11 protein-coding genes are annotated in these 15,040 nt (G+C 50.8%); 10 read left to right on the plus strand and 1 reads right to left on the minus strand.

Annotation, left to right across the window (positions count from 1 at the left end):
* Positions 1-741: 741 nt before the first annotated feature.
* From gltB to M3650_RS06415, 8 genes are all read left to right on the plus strand, one after another.
* Entirely contained in the window at positions 742-5,340 is a 4,599-nt protein-coding gene (gene gltB, locus M3650_RS06380) for a glutamate synthase large subunit (RefSeq protein WP_251573376.1), read from the plus strand.
* Positions 5,341-5,462: 122 nt separating this feature from the next.
* The gene (locus M3650_RS06385; RefSeq protein ID WP_251573378.1) at positions 5,463-6,767 is read left to right on the plus strand and encodes an MFS transporter; all 1,305 of its coding nucleotides are present in this window, start codon (positions 5,463-5,465) and stop codon (positions 6,765-6,767) included.
* Between the two features lie 166 nt (positions 6,768-6,933).
* Positions 6,934-7,107: a hypothetical protein gene (locus M3650_RS06390; protein ID WP_251573380.1), complete on the plus strand. Its 174-nt coding sequence runs from the start codon at positions 6,934-6,936 to the stop codon at positions 7,105-7,107.
* Between the two features lie 478 nt (positions 7,108-7,585).
* The gene (locus M3650_RS06395) at positions 7,586-8,737 is read left to right on the plus strand and encodes a response regulator (RefSeq protein WP_251573382.1); all 1,152 of its coding nucleotides are present in this window, start codon (positions 7,586-7,588) and stop codon (positions 8,735-8,737) included.
* A 512-nt stretch (positions 8,738-9,249) separates the two neighbouring features.
* The gene (locus M3650_RS06400) at positions 9,250-10,404 is read left to right on the plus strand and encodes a response regulator (protein WP_251573385.1); all 1,155 of its coding nucleotides are present in this window, start codon (positions 9,250-9,252) and stop codon (positions 10,402-10,404) included.
* A complete protein-coding gene (locus tag M3650_RS32240; protein ID WP_251573387.1) occupies positions 10,391-11,914 on the plus strand; it encodes a diguanylate cyclase domain-containing protein in 1,524 nt (507 codons plus the stop codon). The genes M3650_RS06400 and M3650_RS32240 overlap by 14 nt, the downstream gene beginning before the upstream one ends.
* A 93-nt stretch (positions 11,915-12,007) precedes the next feature.
* Positions 12,008-12,205 (plus strand): AbrB/MazE/SpoVT family DNA-binding domain-containing protein, encoded by a 198-nt coding sequence (locus M3650_RS06410; protein WP_019422660.1) that lies wholly within the window; start codon positions 12,008-12,010, stop codon positions 12,203-12,205.
* 418 nt (positions 12,206-12,623) lie between these two features.
* On the plus strand, positions 12,624-12,872 hold the full coding sequence (locus M3650_RS06415) for a hypothetical protein (RefSeq protein WP_251573390.1): 249 nt from the start codon (positions 12,624-12,626) through the stop codon (positions 12,870-12,872).
* A gap of 204 nt (positions 12,873-13,076) precedes the next feature.
* Here M3650_RS06415 and M3650_RS06420 read toward each other — a convergent pair whose 3' ends face one another.
* Entirely contained in the window at positions 13,077-13,448 is a 372-nt protein-coding gene (locus M3650_RS06420; RefSeq protein WP_251573392.1) for a helix-turn-helix domain-containing protein, read from the minus strand.
* A gap of 231 nt (positions 13,449-13,679) precedes the next feature.
* Between M3650_RS06420 and M3650_RS06425 the strand changes: the two genes are divergently transcribed.
* On the plus strand, positions 13,680-14,138 hold the full coding sequence (locus tag M3650_RS06425) for a PilZ domain-containing protein (RefSeq protein WP_251573394.1): 459 nt from the start codon (positions 13,680-13,682) through the stop codon (positions 14,136-14,138).
* Positions 14,139-14,262: 124 nt separating this feature from the next.
* Positions 14,263-15,024, plus strand: a complete 762-nt coding sequence (locus tag M3650_RS06430; protein ID WP_251573396.1) for a tyrosine-protein phosphatase — start codon at positions 14,263-14,265, stop codon at positions 15,022-15,024.
* Positions 15,025-15,040 lie beyond the last annotated feature (16 nt).

Here is a 15,040-nt window from a genome sequence, read left to right on the forward strand (position 1 = left end):
TACAACAGGAAGGATAACGTCAGGATAGGTACATGCCGTTTCGTATAGACACCCTGCCATGAAGAGGCCGATCATGATGGCAGTAATCTCGTCAGCATCCAAAGTTGTCATTGAGCGTACCGCTCCTGAAGGAGATTGGGCCTACCGCTCTTTGATGGAGATTGAGCGTATCGCTCCTGATGGAGATTGAGCGTATCGCTCCTGGTGGTCATTGGGCGCACCGCTCCTGAAGGAGATTAGGAGTACCACTCTTGGTGGTCATTGAACGCACCGCCTCCTGATGAAAGGGGAGAATGAAGCAAAGGGGCAGATGAAGCGAATCCCCTTCAGTCTGAACGCGCCACTGCACGAACGGAACCTTAGGTTATGAAAACTTTCCGCTCAATCTTGAACCATACTCTTTCATACAAAATAACGAATAAAAATACATATATGCGCGAACATACTTTTCGTTCTATTCTTGATCGACCTGCTCTATATGTATAAAAGTGCAAAAAAAGAATCATTATTTATAAACGATAATCGTTCAGTATACACGGATTGAGAAGCTGGATAAGCTCTTTACACTAGCTAAACATATCCAATAATTAAAATTATCATATGCATAAAAATATTAAATTGCCATGATATAAGCACGGTGTTAAAATGATAAAACAATACAAATGAATAATTATAAATTCATTCCAAGTGCGTGAATATCGATACTAAGAAAGTTCAATTTATATAGAAAGGTTGCATTCCATGAAACAAAACGGCTTACCTCCAAAACAAGGTCTATATGATCCGCAGTATGAAAAAGATGCATGCGGAATGGGTTTCGTCGCACATATCAAAGGACGTAAGTCTCATGATATCGTTCGTCAGGCGCTAAGCGTGCTTGTCAGCATGGAGCACCGCGGCGGACAAGGCAGTGAACCAAATACCGGGGACGGTGCAGGCATTATGCTGCAGATTCCGCATCGCTTCTTCGCGAAAGAAATGAAGGCGCAGCATATCGAGCTTCCTCCATCCGGCGAATATGGCGTCGGGATGCTGTTCATGTCTCAGGACGAACGCATCCGCGAACGTCATGAGACGGTGCTCCGCCGCATTGTCGAAGCAGAAGGCCAGACGTTCATCGGCTTCCGCACGGTGCCGACGAATGAAGAAGGGCTCGGCCAGTCCGCGAAGGCGGTAAAGCCTTGTGTCCGCCAGCTATTTATCGGCCGCAGCGCCGATCTTCAAGATGAGCTGGCGTTCGAACGCAAGCTGTATATGATCCGCAAGCTGGCGGAAAAAGAAATTCGTTACACGCAGGAAGACGGAGCAGATTCGTTCTATGTTCCGAGCATGTCGTGCCGGAAGATTGTGTACAAGGGCATGCTGACGACAGAGCAGGTCGGCCGATTTTACTTGGATTTGCAAGACGAGAATCTGGATACGGCAATTGCGCTTGTCCATTCGCGCTTTAGCACGAACACGTTTCCAAGCTGGGAGCGGGCTCACCCTTACCGCTATATGATTCATAACGGAGAAATCAATACACTGCGCGGCAATGTCAACTGGATGCATGCGCGTCAGACGTTGTTCCAATCCGGCATCTTTGGCGAGGATATGGCGAAGATTAAGCCAGTCATCGACCACGACGGTTCAGATACAGCGATGTTCGACAATACCTTCGAATTTCTCTATTTGGCAGGTCGGCCGCTGCCGCACGTCGCCATGATGATGGTGCCGGAGCCATGGTCGAATCACGACAGCATGGATGAGACGAAGAAGGCATTTTATGAATATCATAGCTGCTTGATGGAGCCGTGGGACGGTCCGGCGGCGCTGGCGTTTACGGACGGCGTGCAGATTTGCGCGACGTTGGATCGCAACGGTCTGCGTCCTTCGCGCTATTACGTGACGAAGGATGATTTGATTATATTGAGCTCCGAAGCCGGGGTATTGGATATTCCACCAGAGCATGTGCTGTATAAAGATCGTCTCCGTCCTGGGAGGATGCTGGTTGTCGACACGGAGCAAGGACGCATCATTTCGGATGAGGAAGTGAAAGCACAGATTGCAGCCGAGAATCCCTATCGGGAGTGGTTGGATGAGCATCTGATTGACTTGACCGATTTACCTGATGCGCCAGAGACACCGGAGCCGAAGCACGAGAACGTGCAGCAGCAACAGCAAGCGTTCGGCTATACGTTCGAAGAGCTGCGCAAGATTTTGGAGCCGATGGCAATAAGCGGAGTAGAGCCGCTCGGTTCGATGGGATATGATGCGCCGCTCGCTATCTTGTCCGACCGGCCGCAGCGTCTGTACAACTATTTCAAGCAATTGTTCGCTCAAGTTACGAATCCGCCGATCGATGCCATTCGCGAAGAAATCGTGACGGCGACGGGAACGACAATCGGGCCGGAACGCAATTTGCTTCTGCCAGAGCCGGAGAGCTGCCGTCATATTAAGCTTGCGACCCCAGTGCTGTCGAATGAAGAGTTCGCGAAGCTGCGCCATATCCGGCGCCCAGGCTTCAAGTCCATCACGATTCCGATTCTGTTCCTGGCAAAGGAAGGAGCGGAAGGCATGCGTGCGGCGCTGCAGACGATGTGCGAAGCCGCAGACAGGGTCATCGGCAAAGGACATAACATTATTATTTTGTCCGACCGTGGTGTGGACGAGGACAATGCGGCGATACCGGCATTGCTTGCGGTATCATGCCTGCATCACCACCTGATTCGCCAAGGCACACGCACGAAGGTCAGCCTGCTTCTCGAATCCGGGGAACCGCGTGAAGTGCACCATTATGCGCTGCTGCTCGGCTACGGCATCAGCGTCGTGAACCCGTACTTGGCGTTTGAGACGCTGGACGATATGATTCGTCAAGGCTTGCTGGGCGGCATTACGCATGAGAAGGCGGTAAAGAATTACATCAAGGCGGCCACGAAAGGCGTGGTGAAGATATTGTCCAAAATGGGCATCTCCACCGTGCAATCGTACCGCGGCGCGCAAATCTTCGAAGCCGTCGGCTTGAAGCAGGACTTCATTGATGCCTACTTCACGTGGACACCGTCGCGTATCGGCGGGATCGGCTTGGAAGAGATTGCGAAGGAAGCGCTGATCCAGCATTTTCGGGCGTTTGCGCAGCAAGCGGGGCGTGATCCAGAGCTCGATTCCGGCGGAGCATATCAATGGCGCAAGGGCGGGGAGGAGCACCTCTTCAACCCGCAGACGATTCATACGCTCCAGCAGGCATGCCGCACGAACGATTACAAGTTATATAAGAAGTATTCCGCCTTGGTGCAAGGCGAGTATAGCCAGAACCGGACGCTCCGTTCCCTGTTTGAATTGAAGCCTGCCGGACCGTCCGTTTCCATCGAGGAAGTGGAATCGGTCGAGTCGATCGTGAAGCGGTTCAAGACCGGCGCGATGTCGTTCGGCTCCATCTCGAAGGAGGCGCACGAGAGCCTAGCTATAGCGATGAACCGCCTTGGCGGGAAATCGAACTCGGGCGAAGGCGGAGAAGATCCGGCACGCTTCGTGAAGGATGCGAACGGCGATTGGAGACGGAGTGCCATCAAGCAGGTGGCGTCGGGACGCTTCGGTGTGACGTCGAATTATTTGGTCAATGCGGAGGAAATCCAGATTAAGATGGCGCAAGGCGCGAAGCCGGGCGAAGGCGGACAGCTGCCGGGACGCAAAGTGTATCCTTGGGTCGCGGAAGTGCGCGGTTCAACCCCAGGTGTCGGGCTCATCTCGCCGCCGCCGCATCATGACATTTATTCGATCGAAGATTTGGCGGAATTGATATATGATCTGAAAAATGCGAATCCGCGCGCGCGCATCAACGTCAAGCTCGTGTCCGAGGTCGGCGTCGGCACAATTGCTGCAGGGGTGGCGAAAGGACGCGCCGACGTCATCCTGGTCAGCGGATACGATGGAGGCACTGGGGCGTCGCCGCAAGGATCAATCCGCCACGCGGGACTGCCGTGGGAGCTTGGACTAGCGGAGACGCATCAGACGCTCATTCTGAACAACTTGCGCGACCGCATCGTACTGGAGACGGACGGCAAGATGATGACTGGCCGCGACCTGGCGATTGCCGCCCTGCTCGGAGCGGAGGAATATGGCTTCTCGACCGCGCCGCTCGTCGTCATCGGCTGTGTCATGATGCGAGTCTGTCAGCTTGATACATGTCCGGTCGGGGTGGCGACGCAGAATCCGGAGCTGCGTAGAAACTTCGCGGGCGACCCGCAGCACGTCGTTCACTTCATGCGCTTCATTGCGGAAGAGCTGCGTGAGCTGATGGCTGAGCTCGGATTCCGCACGCTCGACGAGATGATTGGCCGCTCCGAATGTCTGAATGTGAAGGAAGCCGTCGACCATTGGAAGGCGAAGCACCTCGATCTGTCGTCTCTCTTGCATCAGCCGGAGCTGCCGGAAGGATCTGCGCGCATTCGGGTGCGCGCGCAGAATCATGGCTTGGAGGAGACGCTCGACATGAAGGAGCTGCTTCCATTAGCCGAGCCCGCGCTTGCGCGTCAGGAGCCGATCGCAGGCACGTTTGCCATCTGCAACGTGAACCGCGCGACGGGCACGATTGTCGGCAGTGAAGTGACGCGCCGTTATGGAGCGGCCGGCTTGCCGGAGGATACGATCCGTTACACGTTCGTCGGCTCGGCCGGACAGAGCTTCGGCGCCTTCGTGCCGCGCGGCATGACGCTGGCGGTAGAGGGCGACTGCAACGACTATGTCGGCAAAGGCCTCTCGGGCGGCAAGATCATCGTCAAGCCGTCATCGCAAGCGACATTCGTGCCGGAAGATAACATTATTATCGGGAACACGGCCTTCTATGGCGCAACCAGCGGAGAAGCATACATCCGCGGTATTGCCGGCGAACGCTTCGCCGTCCGCAATTCCGGTGTCCATGTCGTCGTGGAAGGGGTCGGCGATCACGGCTGTGAATATATGACCGGGGGAAGTGTCGTCGTGCTCGGTACGACCGGCCGCAACTTCGCTGCAGGGATGTCTGGCGGTATAGCCTATGTGCTCGACAGCGATAATTCCTTTGTAGACCGCTGCAATCTGGAGATGGTGCTGCTGGAGCATGTGGAGGCTGAAGAGGAAGCCCTGCTGGTGAAGAAGATGATCGAACAGCATGTCCACTATACGGACAGTACGCTCGGCGTGCGTCTGCTTCGCGACTGGGAGACGACAAGACGGCAACTGGTCAGAGTCATTCCGAAAGATTATAAACGGATGATGGAGCAGATCGCGAAGGTGGAAGCGAAAGGAATGACTGGCGAGGCAGCCTTGTTGACTGCTTTCGAAGCAAATATGCGAGATCTATCACGTGTCGGCGGAAACTGATTTATGATACGATAGCCTTAGTCTGCAGCTCGGAATTTCCGAGCTCAGACTAAGGCTTTTTTAATAGGACCTTGACTTTGGGAGAGACAGTTGGTGATAGAATGAGGCATTCGCCTTTAGGGATGTTTCGCAATTATACACGGGAAATGAACGTCTTTATATGGGCCAGCATGATCAATTCAACAGGCGGCGCGCTCATGTGGCCGCTCACTACCTTGTTTGTGCATACACAATTGAACCGCTCGCTGGCAGACGCCGGATTTGTCATCTTCATGCAGATGCTGGGCGGGGTCATCGGGCAACTGTTAGGTGGAGGACTATACTATCGCATTGGTGTGCGTCGGCTTCTGATTGGAGCCTTGGCAGCGTCGTCCGTTCTGCAATGCACGCTCGTCATTACCGCACATGCCGATTGGTGGCTGTATGTGACGACGATGACCGTGTTGGGCTTGACCAACTCCATGTCGATGCCAGCCATTCAATCCTTTATCGGATTTCGCTGGGCCGATCGAAGGGAAGAGCTCTTTAACGTTATTTATGTGGCGAACAACATCGGTGTTGCGCTTGGAACTGCGATGAGCGGCGTGCTAGCCGATATTTCCTTCAATCTCACCTTCGTGTTGAACGGTGTGACCTCGGCTGGCTTCGCCATTTTCTTTCACCGCTTCCTGCGCGGCATGCAAGAGGAGGGGCGGGCGGGAACTCATCCGTCTGCTCAAGCACAAGCGGGGACGGAACAAGCCAGGAAGCAAGCTGCGGCGCCGGATCTGCAATTGCCCGACAGCGGAGTGCTGCCTGAACGAAGCATATGGCAGAAGCTGGCGGCGTACCGGCTATATTTGTTCATGTCGCTCGGAGCCATGTTTGTCTGGCTTGCGAATTCCCTCTGGGGAACAGGTGTTGCTCCGCATATCGCCGATCACAATATGAGCTTTTCCATGTATAGCTTACTGTGGACGTTGAACGGCGTGCTTATCTTCATGGCGCAGCCTATTATATCGTGGTTAAAACGCACGATCGCGAAGCCATTAACGGCACAGTTGACATGGAGCGCCGTATTTTATGGACTAGCCTATCTAGTTATATGGTTCGTGCCGGTATATGGTGGATTTGTGCTCGGCATGGTGCTGGCTACACTTGGGGAAATGCTGGTATCTCCAGCGGTTCCTGCATTTCTTGCCGCTCGTGCCGGACGGGAGGCGCCGTTCTACATGGGGGTCGCTGGCGGAATCACCTCCGTCGGCCGCATGATTGGCCCGTATGTGCTAGGGATCATGTATGATCGGAGCGGGTTGAATGGGGTAGCCGTCATCTCGACTTGGATTGCCGCCATCGCGGTGATGTTCTTCGTCCTTCATGCATGGGTGCAAACGAAAGAACAAAAACAACGAAACACGAAAAACCATTCATTTGACACATATTCATAACAGTAATATGATATTCGACAAAAATAGAAGAAAAAATAGGCGCACTTCGTTTCAGCATCCGACAGTATACCTGACTTGACTGGGCTATAATAATGATGTCGCAAAATAATGATGACGAGCTCTAACGATATCTGCGGACAATCTGAACGAAGTGAGGTACGGGATTATGATAGAGAGTGGGCAAACAGAAGCGATTCATACGATGGAATTCATCCATGCGAATACGAATTGTGACAAAATATCATTAGATATCATTTACGTTCTGCAGCAGTTAGATATCCAGTTAGAGCGATGCCCAGAGGATATAAGACGTATGGTGAATGTACATACGATAAGATAAAGCGGGCGAACACAACAACACATCCTCCGTACGGACGACTGTTCGACGGGGGATATTTATGATCCAGACGGAATCATTGCACGTTTGCAAAAGCTCCTTGGGCTATATCAAGCTTGAGTGTTTGCCGTTTACAATACATTCCTCGAACGGAACAATTGTGGTATATTCCGCGTATATACTATAAAACAACCACAATTTTCATATAATGGATATCTTCTTGAATTAAGTGAAACTAGGCACAACTGAATGCCATTGGAATGGGAGAGAGGGACTACAGGAATTCCTATGAAATACAATAGCCCCCGAAAATTTAAGCGTACTAATTATTCAATGCGGGACGGGAGCTGGGCAACATTCAGTCGTGCGAGAAGTGTGCCTGTAGATGTAATGAACATGACGGAAATGAAATCGACATCGCCAGAGAGCCTGGGTGCGGTACGGAGGTAACACTTCGAATTCAACACGCGGAGGGAAGGCAATGAGAACGATTTTGGTCGATGACGAGCGTTTGGCGCTCGTTCATTTAAAAAAACTGTTGTCGGCTAAGGGGAAAATAGTTGTGGAAGGTACCTATCAGGATCCGCAAATGGCCTTGCAGGACATTCCTGCTTTGATGCCAGACGTCGTATTTATGGACATCGACATGCCGGAGATGAGTGGGATCGATTTGGCAGAACAGGTGCAATCCATACTTCCGTCGGCTCAGATCGTCTTTATTACGGCCTATGACGATTATGCAGTGAAAGCATTCGAATTGAACGCGATCGACTATGTATTAAAACCGGTGGAAGCCAAGAGGCTGAACGTTACTATAGAACGATTGGCGGAACGTGCAGCCGTAACGACAGGTCCAGGGGATGGTCCTTTTATCCGCATGATCCGCTGCTTTCAAAATCTGCACATCGATATCGGATCGGCGTCTCACCAGCATTTACGCTGGCGGACGGCGAAAGCCCAGGAGCTGTTCACTTACTTGCTGCATAAGCGGGGAAAGTCGGTACGGAAGGATTCGCTCATTGAGCTGCTGTGGCCCGATGTGGATGCAAAAAAAGGGTATACGCAGCTATATACGACCATTTATCAGGTGCGCAAGGCGCTGGAGCCCTACAAGGAGCAACTGAAAATCGTAAGCTGCGAGGAAAGCTATATGCTTATGATTCACCAAGCGGATATCGATTGCGTACAGTGGGAGCATGAAGTGCAAAGCCTACCCCCGGTGTCCAAGCACTCGGTCAACAAATACCGTGAACTGCTGCAGCGGTATAGCGGAGACTATTTGGCGGATTGTGATTATAGGTGGACGGAGGGAGAACGTCAGCGGCTTCGTTCTTTGTGGTTGCATTTGGTTACCCAAATCGCGGACTACCTGGTTGCGGACAACGATTTTCCGGCGGCCTTGGAAGTATATCACAGACAGGTGAACGTCTATCCTCATATTGAATCGGGGTATTACATGCTGATGCGGTTATATGCCGAACTGGGCGATCGCAATGCGGTAGAAGAAATGTACGCCACACTATGTGATATGACGATGAGTGAATTTGGAATGCAGCCGAAAGCGGCGTACCAAGCTTGGTTCGAGCGCTGGAGTGCCCATTGGAAGAGAAGCGCCCTTGAGCACAAGGTGTAATACCGTGGTCAAGCTCCTATTTTGCGGACATGGAAAGAGCTCTAGCCTGTAAGCTGACGTCGGTATACAACCGGCGTTAGCTTTTTTAATTTAACTTGATTTGGATCTTCGTTGTAACATCACCTCAGCTCCTCGATTCGTTGCTGTTCAGATTTTGTGCATTTGGAATTGGTATTCTATATGTTACCATGTCGGTGATACGGCAGTAAGCTATATTTCCACAACCCGCTTGGTATGTACACCAGAAGTCTGCAAGGGGGACGCGAAATGGAAAACACATATCTCTCGGCTGTATCCTGCTTCTACTATTATAGCCTTCTGTCGCAGTCGCCTCTTTCGATTATTTCCTTGGACAACAACTCCAATCTGATCAATAGCGCGGCTAGCAGTCTAAATCAGTCCCATTTTAATAAATATGATTCTAACGGTGCAGGACAGGGCCTTTGCTGAACGATCTCCCTTGACATGAAATGTGGCTCAGCCTTCACTTATACGATGGCGGAGGAGAGAAAATGAAAGACCTAGCAATCGAGCAGCCTTTTGACATGGCGGGAAATGGCAATGCTGTCGCCGCTGAATGGATGCTGCCGATGAAGGTGGATTACGGCGGAGGCGCCCGTATTCTCGTCGTGGAGGATGATCCGGTTAACATCCGCGTCATTTTGCATACGCTGATGCATGAGAAGTATAACATCACCGTCATGGGAAAAGGGGAAGAGGTACTCGCAGCATTGGACGGGGGGGCTGCGTGGAATTACGATCTCGTTCTCCTCGATGTCTTGCTGCCCACGATTTCGGGATATGATATATGCCGCCGCTTGCGAGAACACTCGAATCTGTTTGATCTACCCATCATCATGCTGACCGCACGCAATCAAGCAGGCGATGCGCTGGCTGGATTCGAAGCGGGAGCCAACGATTATGTCTTGAAGCCGATGGACGGCAGTGAATTGAGAATGCGTATTCGGACGCTGCTTAGCTTGAAGCAGGCAGCAGAGGAGCATGTTCACCTCGAAATGGCGCTCTGGCAAGCTCAGATGAATCCCCACTTCATATATAACACGCTCAACTCGATAGCTTCATTGAACTCGGAGGCACCAGATCAGGCTCAGGTGCTGCTGATTCAGTTCGGAAATTATTTACGGGCTAGCTTCCGTGCGCATAACCGTGACAGATTCATCCCGTTCGCCAAAGAATGGGCGTTAGTTCAATCTTACCTATACATTGAACAGGTCCGGTTCTCCGACCGCCTCTCGGTGGAACTGGATGTGGCAGACGGACTGCAATTCGAGCTTCCCCCGCTGACACTGCAGCCAATTGTGGAGAATGCGATACGTCATGGCATTATGAAGCGGAGAGAAGGAGGTACCGTAGCAATCGCTGTCAGACTGACAAGCGAAGAGGCGATTATTACGGTAGCCGACAACGGCGTAGGCATGCGCCGGGAAGTGATTGAAGCGGTTCTAGAAGCCCGTACCCGCGGGGGAATCGGCCTAGTTAACACCCATAAGCGCCTTACGTATTGGTACGGTCGTGGGCTCTGCATCCGCAGCGAACCGGATCAGGGGACGGAAATATCGATGCGCATTCCGGTTCGTTCAGACAATACTCAGAACGGCATGATTAGAATGATGGAAGCTGGAGGGAACCATAGTGGGATTATGTGACAGTCAGAGCGATTCCGGCACATCTATGATGCAGAGGATCGAGAAATGGAGAAGGAAGGTACAGGATTCGGGGCTCAATCCGGCATCGATTCCGCAGTTCAATTCCGTGATGGGGCAGTCGGAGTTCGTATGCAAACGGATTTTTTATGACGAAATGTTAACCGTCGTTCGCTTTTTCACGGAGAAATTGCTTACGCAGCTCGCCGGAACTCCAATTGTAATCGTGATCTCGGATGAGAACGGCTGCATTCTCGAAATGGCAGGAGACGGGACGATGAAGCAGACAGTAGCTCAGCTCGGCATCGTTGCGGGAGTGCGGTTTACTGAAGAAGCATGTGGAACGAATGGCATTACTCTTGCCTTAACATATGGCAAGCCGGTGCAGCTTGCAGGAGAACAGCATTTTCACCATTGTTTTCACGACAAAGTATGCTATTCCGTCCCCTTTGGCACCTCGGATGAGGACAACCTGCTCGGCACTGTGTCGATTATGACGTCCATGGAGTATGCACATCCCTATTTCATGGCGGTGCTCAATACTGTAGCTGACTCGATTGAACGCGAGCTGCTCTTGCGGAGCCAGAACCGCAAGTTGAATATTTTGAACCATATTATGATGGATACGACGCGCAATGGCATCATCATTACGGATCGGCACGGTCGCATTACTGAATTCAATTCATACGCGGAACAATTGACAGGGCTATCCCGGAACGCTCTTATACAGCAGCCGATATTCGATATAAAGCCAATGGGGCCTTATATCGATGAGGTCATTCGCACCGGCAAGACCTGCGAGGATATTGAGGTAGTCGTCTGTCACACCGCAACGGGGGCAAGACAGGTGTGCCTGTTCGATGCGCTTCCCATTTTGGACGAGCACGGCAACAGAACCGGGGCGTTCGGGCAATTCCGGGATATTACGGAAAGAGTCGAGGCGGAGGGACGCTACAATTACTTGGCTTATCACGACGACTTGACGGGCCTGCCGAACCGCAGGCACTACAAAGAGCATGTGGCCCAGCTAATCGCAAAAGCGAAGAAGGATAAGCAGATGATGGCCGTTCTTTACTTGGACTTGGATCGCTTCAAGCAGGTCAATGATACGCTCGGACACAGTAAGGGCGACTATCTGCTGCAGGAAGTAGCTGCTCGAATGCGGACCTTTTTGCCTGCGGAGATGATGATGAGAATGGGCGGGGATGAGTTCATTATTCTGCTTCCGAACATCAGGCGCTTGGAAGATGCTCAGAATACGGCGCAGGAAGTGCTGCAGTTGTTCGAAGAAGATTTTATGATTGCTCAATACCAGTTCCGTCTAACGACGAGCATAGGCATCGCGATTTTCCCCCATGACGGCCTGGATGCGGAGACATTGCTTACACATGCCGATATGGCGATGTATGAGGCGAAAATGCTCGGCAATGGATATGCCGTCTATTCTCCGGCCATGGCCCGAAATTCTCCTGAAAAGCTATCGATGGCGCCTGAACGGAGACGCGCACTGTAGCAGCGTGAGTTCATTATGTACAAATTCATGAATGAATATTGAAGTGAAAAAATCAATGCCTGCGCCGCGGGAAAACGAAAGGAGTGCAATGAATTGAAGCGTAAGCTCATGCGAATCGGGAACAGCTTCGGTGTCATTTTTACTAAGGAGATGTTGGACAAGCTGGATGCGGAGTGCGGTGATACGTTGGATGTGGAGATTAGTGAACGGACAGGGGAAGTCATCATCAGAAAGTCTCCCACAGGCGGCAATCAAAAACGGTTTCATGAGTTAGGCAAGGCGTCTATATGAAATATTTAAAAACGAGAACATAAACATGCACTCCGCCACAATCCAGGGAGTGCATGTTTATTTATTTATCATGAATTTATGAACGGATTAAATCGTTGTTGCTGCTGGACCAGAACTCGGTGGACGAACTGTCTATCATCTGCTGCAAATGTCCTCACAGAACCGTTCGACGATATTCCAAATATGCCATCTGCAAGGAGAGCCGCAAAGTATATTCTTACTAGAAGTTGTTCATAAAGCCGGGTTCACGCAACCTTCTCGGTGCTGAAAAGTCTACTTTTTGAACACGCACTATTATGCCAACGGAGGAAGGGTTAATTCGATGGATCAAGTCTTTACTTTTAAGGCTTTTTTCAAAAAAAAGCGTGCTGCAGATGGAGGCATTCAATAAAATTGCGTGGGTGAACATGTTTGAGGGATGGTCGCTTCGTTCCTCATCGGCATGTTCATCTACTGGTATGAGGAACCGGCTCAGGACGAGGCGCTCTCGCGCTTGCGCAAGTTGAAGTATGTGCTTAAATCGAAGACGGTGCACAAGCAAATGACCGAAATGACGGTCGAAACCCGACAGCGCGATGACAATATCGCCTTCGTGAATGAGTTGTCGGGTGTGGTCGGCGTCCGGGACGTGATGCTCGTCAGCTACAACGGCGATTATGCGCCGTAATATTTCGGCCATCCGGTTCATTCCGGCAGGTGCAAGAATGACAATACCACTGTCATCAAGCCATTGGATCCCCCCGATCTAACGAGACATCGGGGGGGATCTTTATGCTTGCAGCGCGTAAAAATATAAATTATGCCCCTAGCTACCCCTATTGGGAGTGGCGGGCGTTAAATGCTTAGGCTAGTTTTTCGTTGATGCGCAGACCTAAAGCCTCATGGACCGTTCCGCCCGCACGAAAGCAATGAATCGGCGCGCTTCTTCCTCCGTTAATTCACGACCGTCCACAGTAAGCCGGAACTTTTTGAGCAGCTCCTCATCCGATAGTTCAAGCCCATCTGCAAACATAAGTACCTCTTGCGTTGCCTGCGCATTCGGACTGGACAGACGCCCGACTAAATAATCGATGGAAACCCCAAAGTGATCCGCTAGTTTAGTCAACGTTTCAAAGTCAGGTTTGCGGCGATCCTTCTCGTAATGAGATAACGCAGCCCGCGTAATCCCCAGCAATTCAGCCAACTCTTCTTGAGTCCATCCTTTTCCTTCGCGCAGCTCCGCGATACGGATTCCGGTGCTCATTTGAAATAAACCTCCCTTTTCAATCCAAATCCAATCATTGTGAAACAAAACGTATCGAATGAACAAAACAAACCTGAGAAAAGGATTGACATGTTACAAATCGTATCGTAAAGTAAAGAGGTGATTCGATACATAATGTATCTAAAGGAATGATGATGTAACATCAAGTATCATTATGCCATGCTGCAATGAGTAGTAACATCACTTTTATATCAAGAAGAGGATGTAGTTATGGAGCATAGTGAGCCTAAAGAACAAAGAAACTATGTACGGCTTCATATGAGTGAGACCATCATCGCAAGGATGTCCATCGAGCAAGTAAACGGTGTGTCTGTACACAGTCGATCCAAGCCTGTCCTCATCACTGAACTTAGTCCGGGCGGTCTGCGCATGCTAACGCACTTGGAACTCCCGTCGTCCTCCCATTATTTGCTCGGTTTCCAATTGATGATCAAGCAGGTTGAAATGAAGCTGAATGGTTATGTTGTATGGAGGGACGCGGACGAAAGCCAATTTTGCTATGGCATCTCTTTACGTTTAACAGCATCAGAACGTCGGGCGCTCATCTCCCTATTAAACATGTACCTCACGACACTGTGTCCAGACCAGCTAAAAATTCACGAGCTGTACAAGTCAATGTCTCTCTATTATTTGCATACTAGCAAACAGCACCTGGACCAGAGCATATGAAATCCAAATTCCAGTCTATTTTACCACATAAAAATTTTGTAGTTCAATCATACTCGTCAAAGAAAACCATTATACAGATGATGCCGATTCGGCGCGAAGCGCCTGCCCAGACGGAGTGTAAATTATGATCGATATTCATTGTCATCTGCTGCCTGGAATGGATGACGGACCGGCCCATGAAGAAGAGGCGCTTCGCATGGCTCAAGCAGCTGTTCGAAGCGGAATTCATACGATTATAGCGACTCCCCATCATGCTACGAGACGCTATCGTAATGCCTCCGACCATATTAAGCAACAAGTAGGGGCGTTTAGTGAGCTGCTGAAGAAACGCCTTATTGAGTTGCGTGTCTTTCCCGGACAAGAATATCGGCTGAATGGCAACTTCGCTGAAGATTACCAGTGTGGTTCCATTCAACCGTTAGCTGATGGGCCATACGTGCTTGTCGAATGGCCAGCGCAAGAAATCCCGGTCTATTTCTCCAAGTTCCTCACTTATATGAATCAATATCAACTACAAATCATTGTTGCCCATCCTGAACGAAATGCAGCCATTATGAAACATCCAGAACAGGTGTATGACTGGATTGAGCAAGGTGTTCTGTTCCAAGTGAACGCGCAATCCTTATTGGGTGGATTCGGAACAAAAGCACAAAAATCAGCAGTGCTGCTATGTAAAAAGCATTGGGCGCATTTTCTTGCTTCTGATGCCCACAGCGTACTGAAACGAGGCTTCTTCCTGCGCGAAGGTTATGCGGCGCTGCAAGAATTCGGCGGACTTTTTTATGTCGATACGATGAAAGAAAATGCCCGTCGGGTACTGCATGGCGAGCAGGTGCTTCCGTTTCGGGCGGCCAGTCCGAAGAAGGCGATACGTTTTTTTCAATAAGGAGGACAGTAAGGCA

This window comes from Paenibacillus sp. MER TA 81-3, assembly GCF_023713585.1.
Taxonomy (GTDB): Bacteria; Bacillota; Bacilli; order Paenibacillales; family Paenibacillaceae; genus Paenibacillus_B; species Paenibacillus_B profundus.